Annotated in this window: 19 protein-coding genes, 1 pseudogene and 1 riboswitch; of the genes and pseudogenes, 14 read left to right on the top strand and 6 right to left on the bottom strand. The window is 70.7% G+C overall.

Features of this window, described 5'->3' with window-relative positions; genetic code table 11:
* Positions 1-199 precede the first annotated feature (199 nt).
* Both AB0M54_RS12085 and AB0M54_RS12080 read left to right on the top strand, forming a co-directional pair.
* The gene (locus AB0M54_RS12085; RefSeq protein ID WP_364470594.1) at positions 200-2,572 is read left to right on the top strand and encodes a glycosyl hydrolase family 28-related protein; all 2,373 of its coding nucleotides are present in this window, start codon (positions 200-202) and stop codon (positions 2,570-2,572) included.
* Between the two features lie 124 nt (positions 2,573-2,696).
* Positions 2,697-3,728, top strand: a complete 1,032-nt coding sequence (locus AB0M54_RS12080) for a LacI family DNA-binding transcriptional regulator (protein ID WP_364470592.1) — start codon at positions 2,697-2,699, stop codon at positions 3,726-3,728.
* Here AB0M54_RS12080 and AB0M54_RS12075 read toward each other — a convergent pair.
* Positions 3,659-4,537 (bottom strand): hypothetical protein, encoded by an 879-nt coding sequence (locus tag AB0M54_RS12075; protein ID WP_364322316.1) that lies wholly within the window; start codon positions 4,535-4,537, stop codon positions 3,659-3,661. The two genes, AB0M54_RS12080 and AB0M54_RS12075, sit on opposite strands and share 70 nt — an antisense overlap.
* A 156-nt stretch (positions 4,538-4,693) precedes the next feature.
* On the opposite strand from AB0M54_RS12075, the gene AB0M54_RS12070 reads away from it, so the two are divergent.
* The 4 genes from AB0M54_RS12070 to AB0M54_RS12055 are packed head-to-tail and all read left to right on the top strand — an operon-like array spanning position 4,694 to position 8,129.
* Complete coding sequence (locus AB0M54_RS12070; RefSeq protein ID WP_364470590.1) at positions 4,694-5,098, top strand: hypothetical protein; 405 nt, start codon at positions 4,694-4,696, stop codon at positions 5,096-5,098.
* A gap of 51 nt (positions 5,099-5,149) precedes the next feature.
* Positions 5,150-6,610: a menaquinone biosynthesis decarboxylase gene (locus tag AB0M54_RS12065; RefSeq protein WP_364470588.1), complete on the top strand. Its 1,461-nt coding sequence runs from the start codon at positions 5,150-5,152 to the stop codon at positions 6,608-6,610.
* The gene (gene mqnP / locus AB0M54_RS12060; protein ID WP_364322322.1) at positions 6,607-7,485 is read left to right on the top strand and encodes a menaquinone biosynthesis prenyltransferase MqnP; all 879 of its coding nucleotides are present in this window, start codon (positions 6,607-6,609) and stop codon (positions 7,483-7,485) included. Before AB0M54_RS12065 ends, mqnP begins: the two co-directional genes overlap by 4 nt.
* Positions 7,482-8,129, top strand: a complete 648-nt coding sequence (locus AB0M54_RS12055) for a UbiX family flavin prenyltransferase (RefSeq protein ID WP_364470586.1) — start codon at positions 7,482-7,484, stop codon at positions 8,127-8,129. Before mqnP ends, AB0M54_RS12055 begins: the two co-directional genes overlap by 4 nt.
* Here AB0M54_RS12055 and AB0M54_RS12050 read toward each other — a convergent pair.
* Positions 8,102-8,377 (bottom strand): BldC family transcriptional regulator, encoded by a 276-nt coding sequence (locus AB0M54_RS12050; RefSeq protein WP_364322326.1) that lies wholly within the window; start codon positions 8,375-8,377, stop codon positions 8,102-8,104. The two genes, AB0M54_RS12055 and AB0M54_RS12050, sit on opposite strands and share 28 nt — an antisense overlap.
* Before the next feature lie 232 nt (positions 8,378-8,609).
* On the opposite strand from AB0M54_RS12050, the gene AB0M54_RS12045 reads away from it, so the two are divergent.
* From AB0M54_RS12045 to AB0M54_RS12035, 3 genes are all read left to right on the top strand, one after another.
* The gene (locus AB0M54_RS12045; RefSeq protein WP_364322328.1) at positions 8,610-9,059 is read left to right on the top strand and encodes an Lrp/AsnC family transcriptional regulator; all 450 of its coding nucleotides are present in this window, start codon (positions 8,610-8,612) and stop codon (positions 9,057-9,059) included.
* A 2-nt stretch (positions 9,060-9,061) separates the two neighbouring features.
* A complete protein-coding gene (locus AB0M54_RS12040; protein ID WP_364322330.1) occupies positions 9,062-10,159 on the top strand; it encodes a PLP-dependent cysteine synthase family protein in 1,098 nt (365 codons plus the stop codon).
* Positions 10,160-10,224: 65 nt separating this feature from the next.
* Complete coding sequence (locus AB0M54_RS12035) at positions 10,225-11,691, top strand: hypothetical protein (RefSeq protein WP_364322332.1); 1,467 nt, start codon at positions 10,225-10,227, stop codon at positions 11,689-11,691.
* Here AB0M54_RS12035 and AB0M54_RS12030 read toward each other — a convergent pair.
* From AB0M54_RS12030 to AB0M54_RS12015, 4 genes are all read right to left on the bottom strand, one after another.
* Positions 11,675-12,307, bottom strand: a complete 633-nt coding sequence (locus tag AB0M54_RS12030; protein ID WP_364470584.1) for a putative glycolipid-binding domain-containing protein — start codon at positions 12,305-12,307, stop codon at positions 11,675-11,677. The two genes, AB0M54_RS12035 and AB0M54_RS12030, sit on opposite strands and share 17 nt — an antisense overlap.
* 82 nt (positions 12,308-12,389) lie before the next feature.
* Positions 12,390-13,934, bottom strand: coding sequence for a DEAD/DEAH box helicase (locus AB0M54_RS12025; RefSeq protein WP_364470834.1), 1,545 nt, complete (start codon positions 13,932-13,934; stop codon positions 12,390-12,392).
* Between the two features lie 525 nt (positions 13,935-14,459).
* The gene (locus AB0M54_RS12020; protein WP_364470582.1) at positions 14,460-16,382 is read right to left on the bottom strand and encodes a hypothetical protein; all 1,923 of its coding nucleotides are present in this window, start codon (positions 16,380-16,382) and stop codon (positions 14,460-14,462) included.
* 204 nt (positions 16,383-16,586) lie between these two features.
* Positions 16,587-18,239: an NlpC/P60 family protein gene (locus AB0M54_RS12015; RefSeq protein ID WP_364470580.1), complete on the bottom strand. Its 1,653-nt coding sequence runs from the start codon at positions 18,237-18,239 to the stop codon at positions 16,587-16,589.
* A gap of 288 nt (positions 18,240-18,527) precedes the next feature.
* Between AB0M54_RS12015 and mqnE the strand changes: the two genes are divergently transcribed.
* From mqnE to AB0M54_RS11990, 5 genes and pseudogenes are all read left to right on the top strand, one after another.
* Positions 18,528-19,697, top strand: a complete 1,170-nt coding sequence (gene mqnE, locus AB0M54_RS12010) for an aminofutalosine synthase MqnE (protein ID WP_364322340.1) — start codon at positions 18,528-18,530, stop codon at positions 19,695-19,697.
* A gap of 34 nt (positions 19,698-19,731) precedes the next feature.
* Positions 19,732-20,184, top strand: coding sequence for a hypothetical protein (locus AB0M54_RS12005; protein WP_364322342.1), 453 nt, complete (start codon positions 19,732-19,734; stop codon positions 20,182-20,184).
* Between the two features lie 11 nt (positions 20,185-20,195).
* Positions 20,196-20,492 (top strand): DUF4229 domain-containing protein, encoded by a 297-nt coding sequence (locus tag AB0M54_RS12000; protein WP_364322344.1) that lies wholly within the window; start codon positions 20,196-20,198, stop codon positions 20,490-20,492.
* A gap of 95 nt (positions 20,493-20,587) precedes the next feature.
* Positions 20,588-21,862, top strand: a pseudogene (locus AB0M54_RS11995) (M14 family metallopeptidase); the annotation flags it as partial.
* A gap of 60 nt (positions 21,863-21,922) precedes the next feature.
* Positions 21,923-22,477 carry a TetR/AcrR family transcriptional regulator gene (locus AB0M54_RS11990; protein WP_364322346.1) on the top strand — a complete coding sequence of 185 codons (555 nt, stop codon included), beginning with the start codon at positions 21,923-21,925 and terminating at the stop codon, positions 22,475-22,477.
* A 28-nt stretch (positions 22,478-22,505) separates the two neighbouring features.
* A riboswitch (cobalamin riboswitch) is annotated at positions 22,506-22,568 on the top strand.
* The last annotated feature ends 55 nt before the right edge of the window (positions 22,569-22,623 follow it).

Below are 22,623 nucleotides of genomic sequence, written 5' to 3'. Positions count from 1 at the left end.
CGTTGCGCCTGCTCAGAGTGGTCGCGGGGTGTTGCCTATAGGCGCTCAGAGCGGTGGCGAGAGAGCCGTCGCGCCTGCTCAGAGTGGTCGCGGGGTGTTGCCTATACGCGCTCAGAGCGGTGGCGAGAGAGCCGTCGCGCCTGCTCAGAGCGGTCGCGGGGTGTTGCCTATACGCGCTCAGAGCAAAGGGGCCGCGGCGGTGGGTCTGGAGGCCGAGGCGGCCCAGCTCAGCGGCGGTGCCCGGGTGGAAACCGAACACCCCGGCTACACCGGCTCGGGCTATGTCGGCGGCTTCGTCGACGGGAACCGGGGCAACGCCACCGCCGCCTTCACGGTCAGCTCAGGCTTGGCCGGGTCGGGCACGGCCACGCTGCGGTACGCGAACGGCACCGGCTCGCCCCGCACGGCCTCGCTGATCGTCAACGGCGTGACCCAGCAGGTCACCCTGCCGGCCCTGGCCAACTGGGACGCCTGGGGCACGGTCGACGCCGGGCTCAGCCTGACCGTGGGCGCCAACGCGGTCGCGGTGAAGTACGGCACCGCCGACAACGGGAACTTCAACCTCGACAACCTGACCGTCACCACGCCGTCGGCGCCGAGCAGCGGCCTCGAGCTGGAGGACGGCTTCGTGGCCGGGGCCACCGTCGCCACGGATGTCGCCGGGTACACCGGGAACGGGTTCGTCACCGGGCTCGGGGCGGGCGCCCGGATCCTCCGTACCGTCAGGAAGGAAACGGCCGGGACCGCCGCGACCACCCTGCGCTTCCGCAACACCTCGGGCTCGAACCGCACGCTGTCGGTCTACGCCAACGGCCTGAAGCAGGGGCAGCTCAGCCTGCCCAGTGGCGCCGGATGGCAGACCACGCAACGCGATCTGCCGCTGCGGGCGGGGGTGAACATCGTGGGCTTCCAGGTCGACGGCGGCGACTCCGGCGGCGTGCAACTGGACAACCTGGCGGTCGCCGGGAGCACGGCGCTGGCCGCGCGCGGTGCGACGCTGCCGTACACCACGTACGAGGCGGAAGCCGGGCGTACCAACGGATCGGTGCTCGCGGCGGGCCGGATCTACACCACCGAGCAGGCCGAGGCGTCCGGGCGGCGGGCGGTGCGACTGACCGGCGCCGGCCAGTACGTCGAGGTGACGCTGACCAGGCCGGCCAACGCGATCACGGTTCGCGCGGGCCTGCCGGACAACAGTTCCGCGCCGCTCGCGGTCCACATCGGTGGGACGAAGGTCGCCGACCTGCCGCTGACGTCGAAGTACAGCTGGATGTACGGGCCGTACCCGTTCGACGGGGCGCCCGGTGGCGAACGGCCGCACCGCTACTTCGACGACGTGCGTACGCTGCTGCCGCAGACCTACCCGGCCGGGACCGTGCTGCGGCTGGTCAAGGAGACGACCGCGACCGCGTACGTGACGGTGGACCTGGTCGACGCCGAGGTGGCCGAGGCGCCGCAGCCCGCACCGGCCGGCTATGTCAGCGTCACGTCGTACGGCGCGGTCGCCAACGATGCCGGGGACGACACCATGGCCTTCCGCTCGGCCGTGTCCGCGGCCCGGTCGAACCCGGCCCGGGGCCTGTGGATCCCGGCCGGCCGCTTCGTGATCGGCTCGCTGGTCGACGTGGCCGGCATCGATGTCCGCGGCGCCGGCCTGTGGCACACCGTCCTGCTTGGACAGAACCGCCGCGGCGGCCTCTATGTCACCGGCGGCAACACGCAGCTCGGCGACTTCACCTTCGACGGCGACGTCACCACCCGCGACCCGGACTGCTGCCCCAACTCGGACGCGGCGATCGAGGGCGACTTCGGCGCCGGCTCGCTGATCCGCAACGTGGCCACCAACCACGCCAAGGTCGGCCTCTGGGTGAAGAGCGCGGCCGGGCTCTACGCGGTCGGGCTGCGGATCCGCAACACCATGGCCGACGGGGCCAACATCAACGGCAACACGTCCAACGTACGCGTCGAGCAGAGCACCACCCGCAACACCGGCGACGACGGCCTGGCCATGTGGTCGTGGGTGAACGCCGGGACCGTACGCGACTCGGTGTTCGCCTTCAACACGCTGACCCTGCCGCTGCTGGCGAACGGCGCCGCGATCTACGGCGGCGCCGCGAACCGGATCGAGGACAACCTGATCACCGACATCGTGTTCCAGGGCGCCGGCGTCACGGTGTCGACCTGGCACGACTCGGTGCCGTTCGGCGGGACCACGGTGGTGCAACGGAACACGCTGACCCGGGCCGGCTCGTACAGCCTCGACTGGGGCAGCGCGATCGGGGCGGTGTGGCTCTACGCGCCGGCCAACCCGATCGCCGCGCCGGTGGTGCTGCGTGACCTCGAGGTCGTCGACAGCTCGTACCAGGGAATGCTGCTGAGCTGGCAGGTGCCGATCAACGGGCTGACGCTCGAGCGGGTCGCGTTCCGCGGCGCCGGGACCATCGGCATGGAGTTCAACACGCCCGGCTCCGGCACGTTCGGCTATGTGACCGTCGCCGGCACCGGCGGCCCGGCCCTGGCCAACAACAGCGGCTTCCAGATCACCCGTGGCCCCGGAAACAGCGGCTGGTAGGGAGTCCGGCGATGGAGTGGTGGCGGTCGGCCGCGATCTACAGGGCGGGCCGGCCTGGCCTGAGTTCGGCGCCGGGGAAGGCGCTGCCACCGGACACGGCCGTCTGGCTCCTAGACTCCGAGGCATGAGCAGCCGCCGCCGCCTGGCCGACATCGCGCAGCACGTCGGCGTGAGCCAGGCGACCGTGTCCCGGGTGCTCAACGACAAGCCCGGCATCTCCCAGGCCACCCGCGACGCGGTGCTGACCGCGCTCGACGTGCTCGGGTACGAGCGGCCGAACAAGCTGCGCGGCGAACGTACCCGGCTGGTCGGTCTGGTTCTGCCCGAGATGACCAACCCGGTTTTCCCCGCGCTGGCCGAGGCCATGGCCGGCGCGCTGGCGAAGCGCGCGTTCAGCGTGGTGCTGTGCACGCGCACGGTCGACGGCGTGACCGAGGCCGACTACGTCCGGCTGCTGCTCGACCAGCAGGTCTCCGGGGTGATCTTCGCGGGCGGGCGCTACCAGGAGATGGCGGCCGACCACACGCACTACGCGGCGCTGCGCGAGCGGGCGCTGCCGACCGTGCTGGTCAACGCGGCCGTCCAGGGGCTTGGGTTCCCGCAGGTGTGCACCGACGACGGGCACGGCGTGGAGATGGCCTACCACCACCTGGCGGCCCTCGGTCACGAGCGGGTCGGCCTGCTGCTCGGCCCGCCGGACCACGTGCCGTCGGCGCGCAAACTGGCGGCTTTCCAAGCGCTCAACGGCGAGTTGGTCGGCCGGGCGCCGTTCGCCATGGCCGAGGCCCAGGTCGCCGCCGGCCACCTGCTCAAACAGGGGGCGACCGCGCTGATCTGCGCGAGCGACGTGACCGCGATCGGGGCGGTGCGCGCGGCCGGCCGCCTGGGCCTGGCCGTGCCCCGGGACGTCTCGGTGGTCGGGTACGACGACTCACCGGTGATGGCGTTCACCGACCCGCCGCTCACCACGGTCCGCCAGCCGGTCGACGCGATGGGCCACGCCGCCGTGTCACTGCTCCTCCAGCAGATCGACGGGCGCCCGGCCGGCGGCGAAGAGCTGTTCTTCGAGCCCGAGCTGGTCGTCCGCTACTCGACCGCGCGCTTCTCGCCCAGCAGCCCCAGCCCCGGGCAGTCCCCGGCCGTCCAGGTGTCGTAACGGGTCTTCCAATCAAGACAGAATCCGCCGGTACGCTGCGCGGCTGAGTCCGCCGTCAACGTGTTCACGTCGGCCCGCCAGAACCGCGGGTCGCCGCCACCGGCCGGGCGCAACTGCACGTTGTCCACGGTCACGGCGGGCACGTCGATCCGGGTGGCCCGGCGCGGGTCGGCGTAGACCTCGACGTACTGCTCGACGTACGCGCTACCGCCGACCGGCAGCCGCTGCGCGGTGAGCAGGTTCCACCGGTTGTTCCACCACAACCACGCCTGCCACACGCCCTGCCCGTCGGTGTGCAGGTCGAGCCAGGCCCGGTCGCCCGGCTTCAGCGCGTACTGGTCGTAGAACTGCCAGCTCTTGGTGTTGGTGTTGTAGGTGTAGACGTGCTGCCGCCCGGCCCCCGCCCACCCGGTCTCGGCCCAGCCCGCCTCCAGCCACGAGATGTTCCCGCCGCCCAGGTCCCGCTTGACCATGAACCGCCCGGCCACGAAGTCATAGGTGTTGGGCCGGATCGCCCCGTCCACCACCGAGATCCGCCCCGAGACCCCACCCCACTCACCCGCGGTGCCCGCCCCCAGATGGTGATACCCGCTGGCGGTCGCCTCGACCCGCAGCCGTTGCACCTGGATCGCCGACTCCAGCACCCGCCCCACGGCCCGGCACGCCCCCGGCGTCCGCTTCCCCGCCGGCATCGTCGGCGCCGTGGTCGAGGCCGCCCCCGCGCCGCAGGCGGGCAGCTCACGAGCCTGCGCGGGCGCGGTCGCGGCCAGTGCGCACACCAGCCCGGCCAGCCCAAGAATCCGTCCCACAGTGCGCACCTTCACGCACGATCAACGCCCGACGACGATCACTGGTGACGGCCCCTCGTCAGGCAGACGTGAATCTCACTTACGTCAGTCACTTCAGCACATAGGCTCCTGGCCACTGAAAATGGTCAATGCGAGGGAACGTGATGACGTCCAACGATGAAGCGCGACCACATCGGATCGCGGGTCACGGCTTCCTGCCCTTTCGCTCGTGCTGATGAGGTATTGGCAGCAGGTTCTCGAGCAGCGGCTGGATTCGATCGACAAATACCTGTGCGGGTGGTGCGAGCGGGGTGGCTCCTGTCGTGCGTCGTGGTGGCGACGGGCCAGCCGCTGATGGTGTGCGGGGAATGTGACTCGGTCTGGCTCAATGCCGATGAGATCGTGAGTACGGCGAGCCCGGTTCAGCCGCACCTTGTTCTTCCACAGATCAGCGGGCCGCAAGCGGGCATCTTGTGGGATTACGTCGAACCGCTTGGTCCCGGCCAGCCACTGAGCGACTGGCAGCAGATCAAACTCGCCGTCGATGTGGCGAACTCGCCACCGGGTGCGGAGGGATCGTGACGATTGGCACCCTGATCCGTTTCCGGCGGGTGCCGGTGCCAGACTTGGGGCATGGCCGCTCGTGGGTTTCCGTACTCTGACCTGCAGTCTTTCATCTCGGCGCTGGAGAAGGCCGGTGAGCTGCGGCGGGTGACCGTTCCGGTTGACCCGACGCTGGAGATCAGCGAGGTGGTTACCCGCACCGTTCGCGCCGGCGGGCCCGCGCTGCTCTTCGAACGGCCCACCCGCGGCGAGATGCCGATCGTGGTCAACCTCTTCGGCACCGAGAAGCGGATGGCCATGGCGCTCGGGGTCGACCACCTTGACGAGGTGGGTGACCGGATCGGGGCGATGATCAAGCCCGAGCTGCCGGTCGGGTTCTCCGGCATTCGTGAGGGGCTGGGCAAGGTCATGCAGCTCACCTCGCTGCCGCCGAAGAAGGTCAAGTCGGCGCCCTGCCAAGAGGTGGTGCTGAAGGGCGACGAGGTCGATCTGGACAAGTTGCCGGGGCTGCAGGTCTGGCCGGGCGACGGCGGCATCTTCCACAACTTCGGGCTGACCCACACCAAGCACCCCGAGACGGGCAAGCGGAACCTCGGGCTCTACCGGCTCCAGCAGCACTCGCGGAACACGCTGGGCATGCACTGGCAGATCCACAAGGACTCGACCGCGCATCATGCCGTCGCGGAAAGAAAAAACCAGCGGCTCCCGGTCGCCATCGCCATCGGGTGTGATCCGGTGGTCAGCTACGCCGCGTCGGCGCCGCTGCCGGGTGACATCGACGAATACCTCTTCGCCGGGTTCCTGCGCGGCGAGCGGGTCGAGATGGTCGACTGCGTCAGCGTGCCGTTGCAGGTCCCGGCGCAGGCGCAGATCGTCCTCGAGGGCTATCTCGAGCCGGGGGAGCGGCAGGACGAGGGGCCGTTCGGCGACCACACCGGCTTCTACACGCCGGTCGAGCCGTTCCCGGTGCTGCACGTCGAGGTGATGACCATGCGGAAGCAGCCGGTCTACCACTCGATCATCACGTCCAAGCCGCCGCAGGAGGACCACGGGCTGGGCAAGGCCACCGAGCGGATCTTCCTGCCGCTGCTGAAGATGCTGATCCCGGACATCGTCGACTACGACATGCCGGCGGCGGGCGTCTTCCACAACTGCGTGATCGTCTCGATCCGGAAGCGCTACCCCAAGCACGCCCAGAAGATCATGAACGCGATCTGGGGCGCCCACCTGATGTCGCTGTCCAAGCTGATCGTCGTGGTGGATGAGGACTGCGACGTGCACGACTACCGCGAGGTGGCGTTCCGGGCGTTCGGCAACGTCGACTACGACCGCGACCTACTGGTCACCCAGGGGCCGGTCGATCACCTCGATCACGCCTCCTACCAGCAGTTCTGGGGCGGCAAGGCGGGTCTCGACGCGACCCGTAAGCTCCCGGCCGAGGGCTACACGCGCGGCTGGCCGGAGGAGATGACGATGGCGCCCGAGGTCGTCGGCCTGGTGGACAAGCGGTGGAAGGAGTACGGCATATGACCGACTTGTCGGAGAAACCGGGCAAGGCCAGAGCGTTCCTCAGCCTGGTCAAGGTCGAGCACTCGATCTTCGCCTTGCCGTTCGCCTACCTCTCGGCGTTCGTGGCCATGTGGCCGTCCGTGCGAATCAAAGACCTTCTGCTGATCACCGTCGCGATGGTGGCGGGGCGGACCTTCGCGATGGCGGCCAACCGCATTCTCGACCGCAAGATCGACGCGCTCAATCCGCGTACGCAGAACCGCGAACTGGTCACCGGCGCCGTGAGCGTCCGCACGGCCTGGACCGGCGCGCTGATCTCCCTGGTCTTCCTCTTCGTGGCGGCCGGCCTGCTCAACTGGCTGTGCCTGGTGCTCTCGCCGCTGGCGGTGATCCCGCTGGTGATCTACCCGTACGCCAAGCGCTTCACGAACTTCCCGCACTACGTGCTCGCCCTGGCCCAGGCGGTCGCGCCGGTCGGGGCCTGGATCGCGATCACGGGTACGTTCGCCGGCTCCGGACCGGCCTGGGTGCTCGGCGTCGCGGTCGGTCTGTGGATCGGCGGCTTCGACATCATCTATGCCTGTCAGGACGTGGAGATCGACCGGCAGATCGGCGTGCACTCCACGCCGGCCCGGTTCGGGGTGCGCACCGCCCTGCACATCTCGACCGTCACCCATGTGGTGACCTTCGCCCTGTTCGTCTGGTTCGGCGCGCTGGTCGGCCTGGGCTGGCTGTGGTGGGTCGGTCTGGCCCTGACCGCGGCCGCGTTCGCCTACCAGCACGTGATCGTCACGCCTCGTGATCTCAGCAAGGTGAACAGAGCGTTCTTCACGGCCAACGGCTTCGTCGGGATCGCACTCTTCGTGTTCGCCCTGCTCGACCTGGTGCTGCTGTGACGCCGCGGACGCCCTGGATCGTCGGGGTCTCCGGGGCGTCCGGCACCCCGTACGCGAAAACGGTCCTGCTCGGGCTCCTCGACGCCGGCCACCCGGTCGACCTGGTGATCTCCAAGGCGGCCCGGCTGACCCTGCTGGACGAGACCGGCGCGACCGTCCGGGACGCGCACTGGAAGGACGACGTGGCGGCCTGGCTGGGCCGCGACCTCGGCGACGACCTGACCTACTGGCCGGCCTCCGACCTGGCGGCCGGCCCGAGCAGCGGCTCGTACCCGGCCGCCGGCATGGTGGTCGTGCCGGCCAGCACGGCCGCCTGCGCGGGCATCGCCATCGGCCTGTCCAAGGACCTGCTCCAGCGGGCCGCCGAGGTCAACCTGAAGGAGCGCCGGCGCACGGTCGTGGTGCCCCGTGAGACGCCGGTCACCCGCTCCCACCTGGAGCACCTCATCGCGCTGCATGATGCAGGCGCGGTGGTGCTACCGGCCAGCCCTGGCTTCTACGGCGCGGGTGCGACGGCGACAGCTCAACAGCTGGTCGACTTCGTGGCGGGCAAGGTGCTGGACGCGCTCGGCGTCACGCACACCCTCTTCGCCCGTTGGACAGGTGAGCTGAATGCTCAGCGCAGCCCGTTGGGTGGCCCGTAACTCGACCCCGGGTTCGAGGGGCCGCCGTTGCGTGGCCGGTTGGCCGCATCGTCCTCCCGCATCTCCTCGACCACGCCGTCGCCCTCGAGCAGCGCGCGAACCTCGGATTCGCGGAAGCGGCGGTGACCGCCGGGTGTGCGGATGCTGCCGATACGGCCGGCAGCGGCCCAGCGTGTGACCGTTTTCGGGTCGACGCGGAACAGCGCGGCCACCTCGCCCGGCGTCAGCAGACGATCTCCCGTGTCCACAGCCTCCTCCTCGCGTCGGTGTGTTGGAGCGGCCGTGGTCACGGTGAGTGGCGGCGAGCTCGATCGGGACGTACAGCAATTAGAGCATCGCCCTATCAGCAAGTCCGTGAAATGCGGAAAAAGAGCCGATTGCGACAGTGATCATTATCCTGGCACCCTAACCCTGCTACGCGGTGTGAGGCTGCCCCTCCGCAAGACAACCACGCGCACCGGCAGTTTAGGGTCTGAAACCATGGACGCCATCGACCGCCGGCTCATCGACCTGCTGCGAGAGAATGCTCGCTCGTCGTACGCCGAGCTGGCCCGCAAGGTCGGGCTCTCCGCCCCGGCCGTGCACGAGCGGGTCGGCAAGCTGGAGGCCGCCGGGACGATCCGCGGCTACCGCGCCGAGGTCGACCACGAACAGATCGGTCTGGGCGTCACCGCGCTGATCGGCATCGTCGAAGACTCCGGCGCCGACACCGACGACGTGCTGACCGCGGTGCGGGGGATGCCCGAGGTCGAGTCCTGCTACTTCATGGCCGGCGTCGAGTCGTACCAGCTGACCGTGCGGGTCGGCACGATCGCCGAGCTCGAGCAGCTGATCGTGCGGGTCAACCGGACGCCCGGCGTCGCCTCCACCCGCACCGCGATCGCGCTCAGCACCAAGTGGGAGAACCGGCCGCAGCCCGGATTGGGGTAGAAATGGATCAGCTCGACCGCGGTGACGAAGCCGCGCGGGTCTGGGCCCGTGATGCCATCGCCCACGTCGAGGCGGACGCCAACCGCTCCGCCGACACCCACCTGCTGCCCTTCCCGCTGCCGGCCGAGTGGGGCGTCGACCTCTACCTGAAGGACGAGTCCTCGCACCCCACCGGCTCGCTCAAGCATCGACTGGCCAGATCCCTTTTCCTGTACGCCCTGTGCAACGGCTGGATCGGGCCGGACACCACCGTGGTCGAGGCCTCCAGCGGCTCGACCGCGGTCAGCGAGGCGTACTTCGCCCGGATGCTCGGCCTGCCCTTCATCGCGGTGATGCCGGCGTCGACCTCGCCCGAGAAGGTCGCGCTGATCGAGTTCCAGGGCGGCAAGTGCCATCTGGCCGACGACCCGGCCACGGTGGTGCCGACCGCGACCCGGCTCGCCGCCGACCTGGGCGGGCACTTCATGGACCAGTTCACCCACGCCGAGCGGGCCACCGACTGGCGCGGCAACAACAACATCGCCGAGTCGATCTACGCCCAGCTGACCCTGGAACGGCACCCGGTGCCGGCCTGGATCGTGGTCGGCGCGGGCACCGGCGGGACCAGCGCGACCATCGGCCGCTACGCGCGCTACCGCCGCTTCCCGACCAGGCTGTGCGTGGTCGATCCGGAGGGTTCGGCGTTCTGGCCGGCGTACCTCAGCGGCGATTTTGATCATTGCACCGGCCGCAGCTCACGCATCGAGGGGATCGGGCGGCCCCGGGTCGAGGCGTCGTTCCAGCCGGCCGTGGTGGACCGGATGGTGCACGTGCCCGACGCGGCGTCGCTGGCGGCCATGCGGGCCGGGTCGGAGGTGCTCGGCCGGCGCCTGGGCGGATCGACCGGAACGAATCTGTGGGGCGCGTTCGGGCTGATCGCGGCGATGCGGGCGACCGGCCGCCAGGGGTCGGTGGTGACGCTCATCTGCGACGGCGGCGAACGGTACGCCGACACCTACTACTCGGACGCCTGGGTCGCCGCGCAGGGCCTCGACCTGACGCCGCACCGGCGGGTCATCGACCGTTTCCTGGCCGGCGGCGAGTGGCCCTCGGTTCCCTGACTCCCGCTGAAAACTGACCGAGCGAAGGGCGGCGCGCGCGCCCGAGATTTGGTTGGATTCCAGACGTGGAAGACGATTCACCTTCTCCGGCGCTCGCCCGGCCGGAGCCACCCCTCCGGCCGGAGGCGCGGCCCGAGCCGCGGGCGGTCTGGCCCGAGCCGGCGTGGCCCGCGCCGCCGGGGGCCTTCACCCCGGCGCCGCCCTTCGAGGTGGTGAACCCGCCGGCCAGTTTCGCCCCGCCGCCCGCGCGGGGAGTCTCGCGCAAGGCGGTCGGGGTCTCGGCCGGCGTGCTGGCGCTCGCGGTGGCCGTCTCCACCGGGATCATCGCGTTCGCGCCCGGGCGCTCGGAGCCCTCCACCGCGCCGGTCCCCGCAGCCGAGGCCGGCGCGAAGCCGCCGGCCACACCCTTCGAGCAGGCCGAGGCGTCGCTCCAGCAACAGACGGCCGCGCTGCTCAAGGGCGACCAGAAAGGCTGGCTCGCGGCCGTCGACCCGAAGTCACGCATGCTCCAGAGCCGCTACCGCACGATGTTCACCTCGTTGCGGGGCCTCGGCGTCAGCCAGTTCGAGTACCACGCCTACCAGCGCGACGGCGGCAAGGGCACCACCGTGCTGATGGGCGTGTCCGCCGCGTTCTGCCTGAGCCGGCCGACCTGCCCCGAGTTCAACTCCAGCTCCGACACCGGGCCGCCGCGCGCCGAGCAGGCCCTCACGCTCAAGCCGGTCGGCGGTCGATACGTGATCACCTCGCTGTCGAACATCAAGGAGCCCAACTACCTCCAGCCGATGCCGTGGGAGAGCGGCGACCTGGTCTTCGAGCGTGGTCGTCGGGTGACCGTGGCGGCCACCCCCAAGCAGGCCAAGAACCTGAAGCGGGTGCTCGCCGTGGCCGAGAAGGCGGCCGTGATCAACGACCGGTACGCCGCCTTCGTCGGCAACCCGCAGCAGCGCTACCGCGTCTACCTGGCCGACGACAAGGTCTGGAAGTCCTGGTACGGCGGCATCGAGGACAAGTGGACGGTGGCGTACGCGGTCCCGCTCAACAACGCCGGCACCGACGTCGTCCTGCGGATGAGCGAACTGAGCGACAAACGCCTGCTCGAGACCACGGTGCAGCACGAACTCGGTCACGTGGTGACGGTCGGCGGAGTGTCCACCCGCGACTTCGGCCAGGACCAGTGGCTCAGCGAGGGCGTGGCCGAATACATCGGCTGGGCGCCCAGGCACGCCAAGGACAGCTGGCGGCGGCAAGGCGTGCGCAACGCCTTCCGCAAGGCCAGGAAGCCGAAGACGATCGCCGCCAGCGCGCTGGCCGACGACGCCAGTGACAAGGCCGGCGACCAGTTCTACGGGCTCGCCCACTTCGCGATCGACTGCATGGCCCAGACGTACGGCGAACGCAAGCTGTTCGAGTTCGTCAAGCTGACGCTGCGCGAGGACAACACCTACGACATGGCGTCCCGGGAGGCGTACGGCCTGCCGTTCGCCACCGTCGACAAGGGCTGCCTGACCTGGATCAAGAAGACGGCGTGACCCACCGGGCCAGCGTCGGGTAATCGGTGATGAACCCCTCGTCGTCCACGATCAGGTCGGCGCTGAACGTGTCCGACGCGAACCGGATCACCCCGTCGCCAAACGGCGTGTAGATCTGGTCGGCCTGCACCACCTCGAGGCTCGGCAGCCGCACCCACGCCACGCTGATCCGGTGGGCCACCCCGGCTTCGGCGGTCAGCAGGCCCAGCCGGCGGATCGGCAGCGTGTTGGTCAGCGGCGAGCCGGTCAGATCGACGTCGAACGCGCCGTAGAGCAGGTCGGGGTCCTCGGTGCCGGGCAGGCCGGCGGCCGCATGCCCGGCCGAGGTCAGGACCGCGTCGAGATTGCCCTGCTCGCCGGTGGTCACCCGCCAGCGGCCGGCCGCAAGCTCCAGGCGCAGGGTACGGGCCCAGCCCGCGCCCTCGGCCGACACGTCCACCCGGACCGTGGCCCACGCCGGGTCGGTCTGGATCTCGTAGCGCGCCGTGTAGGGGATCGGATCGATGGCCTGCTGGGTGCCTCGGGCATACAGACCGTCACGGGCGTCGACCAGCGTGTGTTCGACGCCGGGCACATCCCGGCGCTCCCAGAACCGTGCGGCGGGCAGAGTCGGCATAGGAACCGACGGTAACGGGTTCCGGCCGGGCCCGCATCGGGCCCGGCCGGAAACCACCTGGTGCTACGTGGTGCTGTGTCGCCTAGTAGTTGCTGCTCCGCGCTGGGCGCGGGCTGCTGAACCGGCGGTCGCCGTTGGTCGGCTCACGCCGGTCGTTGCGCCGGAAGTTGCCGCCGCGGGCCGCCCGGTCGCCGAAGTTGCGCTCGCCGGCGGTGCGCTCGCCGGCGGTGCGCTCGCCACCGACCCGCCGCTCGCCACCGCCGGTGCCGCTGCCGCCGGTGAACGTACGCTCGCCGGCGGTGCGCTCGCCGCCACGGTCGCTGCCGCGGGCGAAGGGACGCTCGCCGCGGTAGCCGCCACGCTGGGGCCGGTCACCGAACCGCTTGGGCCGCTCGGTGCGGTCGCGCCGCTGCTCGGGCTCTTCCACCACCGGGATGCCGCTGGGCTCGCGGGCGCCGGTGATCTCCATCAGACGCTCGTCGCCCAGGCGCACCCGCACCTCGTCGGGTGCCACGCCCGCCTTGGCCATCATCGAGCTGGTGCTGCGGCGCTGCTTGGGCAGAACCAGCGTCACCACGGCGCCGGACTCGCCGGCCCGAGCCGTGCGGCCCGCGCGGTGCAGGTAGTCCTTCGGGTCCTTCGGCGGGTCGACGTGGACGACCAGGGAGATGCCGTCGACGTGGATGCCACGGGCGGCCACGTCGGTGGCGACCAGCACGTTGGTGCGGCCTTCCTTGAACTCGGCCAGCGTCTTCGTGCGGACCCGCTGGGTCTTGCCGCCGTGCAGCGCGCCCGCGCGCACACCCACCGCGCGCAGCTGCTCCTGCAGACGGTCGACCCCCATCTGGGTACGGGCGAAGACGATCGTCTTGCCCGCCCGGTTGGCGATCGAGGCCGTGATCGGGAACTTGTCGTGCGGCGGGATCAGCAGCAGGTGGTGATCCATCGTGGACACGCTGGCCTCGGACGGGTCCGTGGAGTGCGTGACCGGGTCGTGCATGAAGCGCTTGACCAGCATGTCGACGTCACCGTCGAGGGTGGCCGAGAAGAGCAGCCGCTGAGCGTTGGCCGGGGTCTTGGCCAGCAGCTCGGTGACCTCGGGCAGGAAGCCCATGTCGGCCATCTGGTCGGCCTCGTCGAGCACCGACACCTCGATCTGGTCGAGGCTGCAGGCGCCGCGCTCGATGAGGTCGCCGAGGCGGCCCGGCGTGGCGACCATGACCTCGACGCCGCGGCGCAGCGCGTCCATCTGGCGGTCGTAGGGCACCCCGCCGACCGCGGTCTTGATGAAGACGCCGACGGCGCGGCCGAGCGGCATCAGCGCGTCGGCCACCTGCATGGCCAGCTCGCGGGTCGGCACCAGGATCAGGGCCTTGGGGTGGTGCGGGACGGCGCGGCCGCCCTTGGCCACCCGGGCCAGCAGCGGAAGACCGAAGGCGAGGGTCTTGCCGGAGCCGGTCTGGCCGCGGCCGAGAACGTCACGGCCGGCCAGCGCGTCGGGGATGGTGGCGGTCTGGATCTCGAACGGCGAGCTGATGCCCTCGCGGGTCAGGACGCGGACGAGCTCGGCGGGGAGGCCGAGGTCGCCGAAGGTGGCAACCGGGATGACCGGGGTCTCGTCGGCGATCGCGGTCTCCTCGGTAACCGGAGTCGCCTCGATGACCGGAGTCTCGTCGATGGCTGCTGCCTCGATGACCGCCGCGGTCTCGATGTCGGCCGCGGGCTCAGTCTCGGCCGCGGGCTCGATGTCGATCGCGGGCTCAGCGTTCTTCGCTTGCTCGGTGCTGACCGCGGGCTCGGAGTTGACCGCGAGCTCGGAATTCACCGCGGTGTCCACCGTGGGGGATTCGAAGACGGAAGGAAAAGTGTTCGGGTCGGCGAAAGTGGTCAAGAGAACCTCTCTACGGGGGCGCATGCTCGCGAATGGCCCGCCGCGGGTCTCGTACGTGTCCGTGAGGACTCGATCGACCGACCGCCGTCATGCCTGCAAGAACGCCCATGGCGTGAACCGGGGGACACGCCGCGTCAAATTACTGCCATCAGTGTACGGGTCAACGTTTGCGCACCCGCGAATAATCCGCGCCGGTAGTGGGCAGACTCACCTTCGGCGCAACCGCGCCAGCTTAGGGCGTATAGCTGCGTAGCGGCAAATTCACTCCTTGCCGAACACGCCGTTCATCATGTCGGTGAAAGCGTCGCCGACGGTGAAGACGAACAACAGGCTGATGCCGAGAATCACCAGCAGCACCACGAGCATCGCGATGCCCACCTTGACGTTGCTGCGCCGGTTGGTGTCGACACCCTTGTCCCAGCCCTGGGCGAGGATGTGCCCGGTCAGCGACCCGGAGTTCTCCAGCGAGTTGGTGTTGACCGGCATGGTCATGTCGATCGGCGAGTCGTTGCCGTAGACGGTGCCGTCCATCCGCTGACCGGGCACGCCCGATCCTGGCCCGTGGAATGGGCTGGACACCTGGGCGGGGACTCCACCGAACGGGCGACCGGAAGCGTCTGACGCGCCGACCCCGGAGGAGGGGCCGTTCCACGCCGGCGCCTGGCTGGGCGGCGGCGCGACGTTCCACGGCGGGTTGGCGGCCGGCGCCGCACCGCCCATTCCGGGCACTCCGGTCCCGGCGCGGAACGGCATCGTCTCGTCCGCGGCCGGCCCACCCGGCGTCCCGGTTCCAGCCCGGAACGGCATGGTCGCGTCGGCCGACGGCGTGCCCGCCCCGGGGCGGAACGGCGCGGTGGCGTCGGCGGACGGGTTGCCCTGGCCCGGGCGGAACGGCGCGGTGGCCTCGTTGGGCTGGCCGGCGCCCGGGCGGAACGGCATGGTCGCCTCGGCCGGTGGCGTGCTGGAGCTGTACGGCGGCGCGCTGGAGCTGTAGGGCGGCGTGCTCGTGCTGTACGGCGGCGCGCTGGAGTTATGGGGCGGCGTGCTCGTGCTGTATGGCGGCGCGCTGGAGCTGTAGGGCGGCGTGCTCGCACTGTAGGGCGGCGCGCTGGAGTTGTAGGGCGGCGTGCTCGCGGGAGCGCCACTCGACGGGCGGGCCCAGTCGGCCGGCGGGCTGCTGGCCGGTGCGCCGCTGGTCGGCTGCCCGTAGCTCACCGGCGGCGGCGCGGACCACTGCGCCGGCGGGACGCCGGGCGGCATCGAGTAGGACGGCAGCGGCCCGCCGGCCGCCGGGCTGGAGATCGTCGGCGGCGGCGGGAAGACCGGCTGGGGTGGCCCGGGCACCGGTGACGGGCCGGGGCCGGGCGGAACCGGGCTCGGACCGGGGCCGGGCGGGATCGGCGACGGGCCGGGACCCGGCGGCATCGGCGACGGACCCGGGCCCGGCGGCACGGGCGAGGGGCCCGGCTGCGGCGTCGGGTACGGGTCGGGGCGCGGGGGCATCGGCGACGGGCCGGGCGGCTGCGGCGACGGGAACGGGTTCGGGAACGGGTTCGGCGCCGGCGAGACCGGCTCCGGCGGGTCGAACGGCTTGAACGGCTCGGGCGGCCGGCTCGGCTCGCCGGGTCGCGGCGCGGGCGCCGGCCGGCGGTCAGGCTCGGGGTCGCCGGGCGCCGGCTCGTCGGGCCGGTTGGGCTCGGGATCGGGCCGGCTGGGCTCGGGGTCAGGCCGGTTGGGCTCGGGCTGGTCGGGATCGCCCGGCTCGGGGGACGTCGCGCTCGGGCGTCCGCCGTACACCTTGGCGCTGCCGGACGAGCGGGCAGGCGCGTCGGCCGGGTCGGCATCCCACGCACCGCCGGGAACCGAGGCGCGGGCCGCACCGGCGCCGGGGGTGGCCGACATCGGCCGGCTGGTGCCGCCCGGCGCGTCGACCCGGCCGGGCACGGACGCGCGGCCCGACCTGCCGCTGGCCGGCGTGTTCGCGGGCGGAACCGAGGCCGGCCGGGAGGAATACGACCCATCGGACGGATCGGACGCGGACTGGTCGCTGCCGGACGCGCCCCAGAGGGCGCCGGGCCCGGGCGGAGGCGGCAATTCGTACCCTTTGTCGCTGTCCCCGGTCGGTGTCCGCCCAGCTCGAGGCGCGTTGCCCTGGCTGTCTGCCGGCGCCTGCTGCTCGTCCATGGGTCCTCCCGACCGCCGCGTGCCGACACCTGGTGGAAGCGTCGGGCGCTGTTTCCTAACCGTGCCACATCGGCGCGGGTGCCCGCACCCGGCGTCGGCAAGGCTAGCGAAGTGGATCAAGTGTCCGGGTTTCCGCCGAAAGCGCTCACCCAGGGGAAACGACGAAGCGCCCCGTCGTCCGGGGCGCTTCTGCCGGTTCGCGAATCAGTTTCCGTCCGAGCCCGCCGACTCCGTCGGATCGGCCGCCTTGGACGTCTCGGTCGGCTCAGGTTCGGCCGGCGGCGTCGTCTCGCGAGGCGGCTCTTCCGTCTCCTCGGCCGGCGGCGTCTCCTTCGGCGGGTCTGGGTCGGGCTCGTTCGCCGGCGGGGTGGTGCCGCCGCCACCGTTGTTCGGCGGGGTGGAGCCACCACCGTTACCCGGCGGGGTCGAGCCTCCGCCATTGCCTGGCGGGGTCGAGCCTCCGCCGTTACCCGGCGGGGTGGAACCGCCGTTGCCCGGTGGCGTGGAGCCGCCGTTACCCGGCGGGGTCGAGCCGCCGTTGCCCGGTGGCGTGGTGCCTCCACCGCTCGGCGGGTTGGTCGTGGTCGGCGGGTTGGTGGTGGCCGGCGGCTGCGTCGTGCCGTTGCCGCCGTTACCGGTGCCGCCGTTCCCGTTGTCGGGCGCCGGCAGGTTGTTCAGGTCGGGACCCTGCGTCGGGTGGTCGACCGAGCCGAACACCCGCGTCGCGCCGAACAGCCGGCTCCACCGGACCGGGGTGAGCCGCACGTCAAGGCCGGTCCGCGGCGCCTCCACCATCTTGCCCTCGCCGGCGTACATGGCCACGTGGTGGATGCCCGTCCAGCTGTTGCTCGAGCTGAAGAAGAGCAGGTCGCCGGGGAGCAGCGAGTAGCGGTCGACCACCCGGTTGCGCAGCTGCCAGTACTGATCGCGGGACACCCGGGCGAGATTGAACTTGTCGTCCTGCTTGGCCGCGGTCTTGTAGGAGTAATACATCAGACCGGAGCAGTCGAACTGGTCTGGGCCCTCTTCGGACCAGACGTAGGGATCGCCGATCTGCTTGAGCGCGATGGTCAGCGCCCTGATCGCCTTCGGGTCGGCGCCGCGCCCCGAGGACGTGCCGTCCATGTAGTTGGCGCCGAGACGCGCGTCTTCGGCGGTTGCCGTGGCCTCGGCCGCGGTCAGCTCCTCGGCGTGGTCGGCCCGCCACTTGTCGAGCGCCTTCTGCTTCGTGCCGATCGTCGCCTTGAGGGTCGTCCACTTCTGTTGCAGGTCGGTGTAGGTGGCCGACGCGGTGGTCTGCTCGGCCCAGGCGATGGTCTGTGCGTCTTGGATCAGCGCGAGCTGGCGGTTGGCCGCCTCGTCGGAGGAGGTCTCGCCACGCTGCATTCGGGAGAGCGCGTCGAGGTCGGCCAGGCCGGACCCGGGCAGGCCGGGCGGCAACGCGGCCTGGTCGCGCACCGCGGCGGCGGCGGCCGCGGCGGCGTCGTGCTGGGCCTGGGTCAGCGCGGCCTGGGCGGCGGTGAGCTTGGCGCCCGCGGTGTCGGCCTGCGTCTTGGCGAGATCGCGGTCCTCGCCCAGCTTGATCAGCTGGTCGCCGAGGGTGTTGATCTCGTTCTGTTTCCTTTCCTGCTCTTGCAGGATCGGGGCCACCGCGACGCCGGGCAGCGTCACCGGGGTCGTGGTGGTGGGGGTGCTCGAGGTCTGCCCGGGCATCAGAAGGGTGCCGATGGGCGTGGGGCGGGAGCCGGCGTCGGGGATGGCCGGGGCCACCGGGGGCGCCGGGACGTTCGGGGCGGCCTGGGCCGCGAGGGGATGGAAGAGAGCGGCGATAGCGGTGGCCGCGGCAGCGGTCAACACCAACGGACGCCACCAAGGCCGCGCACGTCGAAGTCGATCTGCCCCTCGGTATGTCGCCATCAGCTCCCCGTCCGCTCGGCGCCACCCGGTAGGGCGCTTTCCGAGGCTGTCCGTTCCCCCATATAGGTCATACCCCACCAGGCGTACCGCTGTCGATCGATCGAAGATGAAAGGAACCTGAGAATCGGTGCTCCGCCGGGGTGACCTACGCCGCGTCCATCATGCGCCACGTGGTGCCGGCGAGCCAGGGACGTACGCTCGCACGAAGGGGCAGAGAGGGAGGTACCAATGGACGCCGGTCTGAAGCGTGAGCTGGAGGCCAAGGTCTACTCGGGTGAACGCCTGACCAGGGCCGACGGCGAGGCGCTGTACGCCACGGACGATCTTGCCTGGCTCGGCCGCCTGGCCCACCACAAGCGCACCGAGACCAACGGCGACCGGGTGATGTTCAACGTCAACCGGCACCTCAACCTCACCAATGTCTGCTCGGCCAGTTGTGCCTACTGCTCCTTCCAGCGCAAGCCGGGGGAGAAGGCGGCCTACACGATGCGGATCGACGAGGCCGTCCGCAAGGCCAAGGAGATGGAGGATGAGCAGCTCACCGAGTTGCACATCGTCAACGGGCTGCACCCCACCCTGCCCTGGCGGTACTACCCCAAGGTGCTGCGCGAGCTGAAGGCGGCGCTGCCCAACGTCAAGCTCAAGTGCTTCACCGCGACCGAGGTGCAGTGGTTCGAGAAGATCAGCGGGCTGCCCGCCGACGCGATCCTCGACGAGCTGATGGACGCCGGCCTGGAATCGCTGACCGGCGGCGGCGCCGAGATCTTCGACTGGGAGGTCCGGCAGCACATCGTCGACCACAACTGTCACTGGGAAGACTGGTCGCGGATCCACCGGCTGGCCCACAGCAAGGGCATGAAGACCCCGGCCACCATGCTGTACGGCCACATCGAGGAGCACCGGCACCGGGTCGACCACGTGCTGCGGCTGCGTGAGCTCCAGGACGAGACCGGCGGTTTCGCGGTCTTCATCCCGCTGCGCTACCAGCACGACTTCGTCGACGCGCAGGACGGCATCGTCCGCAACCGGATCCAGGCGCAGACCACGATGGCCGCGCCGGCCGAGTCGCTGAAGACGTTCGCGGTGTCCCGGTTGCTCTTCGACAACGTGCCCCACGTCAAGTGCTTCTGGGTCATGCACGGCCTGTCGGTGGCCCAGTTGTCGCTGAACTTCGGCGTCGACGATCTGGACGGCTCGGTGGTCGAATACAAGATCACCCATGATGCCGACTCGTACGGCACGCCGACCACCATGCACCGGGAAGACCTGCTCAACCTGATCTGGGACGCCGGCTTCCAGCCGGTCGAGCGGAACACCAGGTACGAGGTGGTGCGCGAGTACGACCGGCCGCCGACGCTGGCCGACCGGCGCAGCGAGCCGCAGCAGGTCTGGGCGTAGGGCTCCCGGGCCGGCCGCGTACCCTCGGTTTGTCATGACCGAAGCCGCGAAGAAGACCGAAGGCGCCGAGCCGAGCGAGCGGCGCCTCCGCCGCGATGCCGACGGCCGCCTGGCCACCTTCCCCGACCTGGTCGGGACGGCGCTGGCCGGGCTGCTCGCCGGGTTCGTCGTGCTGCTCGTCATCGAGGGCCTGTTGTCGCTGGTGCGGCTCTCCGACTTCGGCGACGCGAGCGGCTGGATCGCGCTGGTCCTGCCGGTGTGGCTGTTCACCGAGGAGTTCCGCGCGGCCGGGTGGGGCGGCGGCCGCGTCGTGGTCGGCCTGCTCGGCCTCGGGTTCGGCGTCGCGGCCGGGATGACGCTGGCCGGCCTGGCCGCGGGCCTGTTCCCGGCGCTGGTCAGCGGTGCGATCGGCGCGTTCGCGCTGACCGTGGTCTACAGCGCCGTCTGGTTCTACGGTCTGCGGTGGCTGCGCCATCGGGCCGGCTGAGGGAGATTGCTGTGAATCCCGCTCTCAAGTACACGCTCGGCCGGTTCGGGCTGTTCTTCCTGTTCCTCGTGCTGCTCCTGCCGGTGCCGCTGAACATCCTGATCAAGGCCATGATCGCGCTGGTGCTGTCGGCGATCGCGTCGTACTTCCTGCTGGCGAAGTGGCGCGACCAGATGGCCGAGCGGCTGGGCACGGTGGCCGACCGGCGCAAGGCCGAGAAGGACCGGCTGCGGGCCGCGCTGGCCGGCGACGAGTCGGCCGCGGCCGAGGGTGATCGGGCCGCCGAGCCCCGGTCCGTCGAGAAATAGGGCATCCTGCCGGGGTAGGTGCCAGCCGGGATATTGCCAGTCGTCTATCCGTGGTGATGGGGTGTCGGAAACCCCCATTCCCTCGGAGGTCGTTCATGAGACGACGTGTCACGGCGGCCGTGGTCGCCGCTCTGGCCGGATTCACCCTGGTCGCGGCCGGACCGGCCGAAGCCGGGCCCGGTGCCGAGCAGTCCGCCCAGTACGAAGTGTTCGACGTGCGTACCGCCGCGTCGCGTAACCAGATCGCCCGCAGCGGCGCCGCGATCGACGGCGTGCAGCACGCGGTGGTCGAGATCACCGCCACCGCCGCGGAGGTCGCGACCCTGCGGTCCCAGGGCTTCAAGGTCGAGAAGCTGCCCGACCAGGCCCTGGAGAAGGCCTCCACCATGGACTTCCCGCCCCGGGACGCCGCCTACCACAACTACGCCGAGACGATCGCCGAGGTGAACCGCGTGGTCGCGGCGTACCCGTCGATCGCCAGCAAGCGGGTGCTCGGCACCTCGTACGAGGGCCGGCAGATCGTGGCCGTGAAGATCTCCGACAACGTCGGCACGGACGAGAACGAGCCCGAGGTCCTTTACGACGCCAACCATCACGCCCGCGAGCACCTGACCGTGGAGATGGCCCTCTACCTGCTCAACCAGTTCACCAGCGGGTACGCCTCGGACAGCCGGGTCCGGTCGGTCGTGGACAGCCGCGAGCTGTGGATCATCCCGACCGTGAACCCGGACGGTTCCGAGTACGACGTGGCGACCGGCAGCTACCGCTCGTGGCGCAAGAACCGCCAGCCGAACAGCGGCTCGAGCAACGTCGGCACCGACCTGAACCGGAACTACGGCTACAAGTGGGGCTGCTGCGGCGGCTCGTCCGGCAGCACCGGGTCCGAGACCTACCGGGGGACGCAGGCGTTCTCGGCGCCGGAGACCCGGGTGATCCGCGACTTCGTGAACAGCCGGGTGGTCGGCGGGGTCCAGCAGATCAAGGCCGCGATGGACTTCCACACGTACTCGGAGCTGGTTCTCTGGCCCTTCGGCTACACCAACGCGCGCACCGGCGAGGGCATGAACACCGACCAGAACAACACGTTCTCGACGCTGGGCCGCCAGATGGCCGCGACGAACAACTACACGCCCGAGCAGTCCAGTGCGCTCTACATCACCGACGGTGACCTGCTCGACTGGCTGTGGGGCACGCACAAGATCTTCGCGTACACCTTCGAGATGTACCCGACCTCCTCGTCGGGCGGCGGCTTCTACCCGCCGGCCAGCGTGATCACGCGCGAGACGAGCCGGAACCGGACGGCGGCGCTGCAACTGGCCGAGGTGGCGGACTGCCCGTACAAGGTGATCAACAAGCAGTCCACGTACTGCTGACCGGCTTGCCCGGGGAAACTACCTGTCCTAGCTTGGTGGCTATGACAGGTAGTTTCCGTGCCTAGGGCCGGGTTGTCGCAAGCCGCGGTGGTCGACGTCGCGCTCGCGCTGATCGACGAGAAGGGCCTCGACGCGCTCAGCCTGGCCGCCGTCGCCGACCGGGCCGGGGTCGCCGCGCCCTCGCTCTACAAACACGTCGGCAGCCTGGCCGACCTGCGCGAACTGATGGCCGAGCGGATCACCCGGCAGATCACCGCGATCTTCGCGACCGAGGTGATGGGCCGGTCCGGCGACGAGGCGGTGATCGCGCTGCTGCGGGCCTACCGGGCGTACGTCGTCGGCCACAACGCCCGCTACACGCTGGTGCCGCTCGACCCGCTGCATCGGGACACTCCGCTGGCCCGAGCGGGGGCGGAGATCCTGGCGGTGTTCGTCGCGGTGATGCGGGCGTACGCCATGGACGAAGCCACCGCGACCCACGCGATCCGCCGGCTCCGGGCCGCCGCCCACGGTTTCGCCACCCTGGAGGCCGGCGGTGGTTTCGGCCTCGACCTCGACGTCGACGAGTCGTACGACCAACTCATCGACATGTGCGTCCGCAGCCTGCGTTAGGTTCTACCCGAGACCGCGTTCCAGCGAAGCCGGTGTGATCCCGGCGCTGTCCCGCAACTGTGATGCCCCCGGGCCCGGGGGACGAGCCAGGTCGCCTGGACGCCGGTCGCGAACCAGCGCCCCCGGGGAAGGGGCGCCTCGCGGGC

Source organism: Actinoplanes sp. NPDC051470, from assembly GCF_040682035.1.
In the GTDB taxonomy this organism is placed as follows: domain Bacteria; phylum Actinomycetota; class Actinomycetes; order Mycobacteriales; family Micromonosporaceae; genus Actinoplanes.
This window is presented reverse-complemented; position numbering and strand designations above follow the sequence as displayed.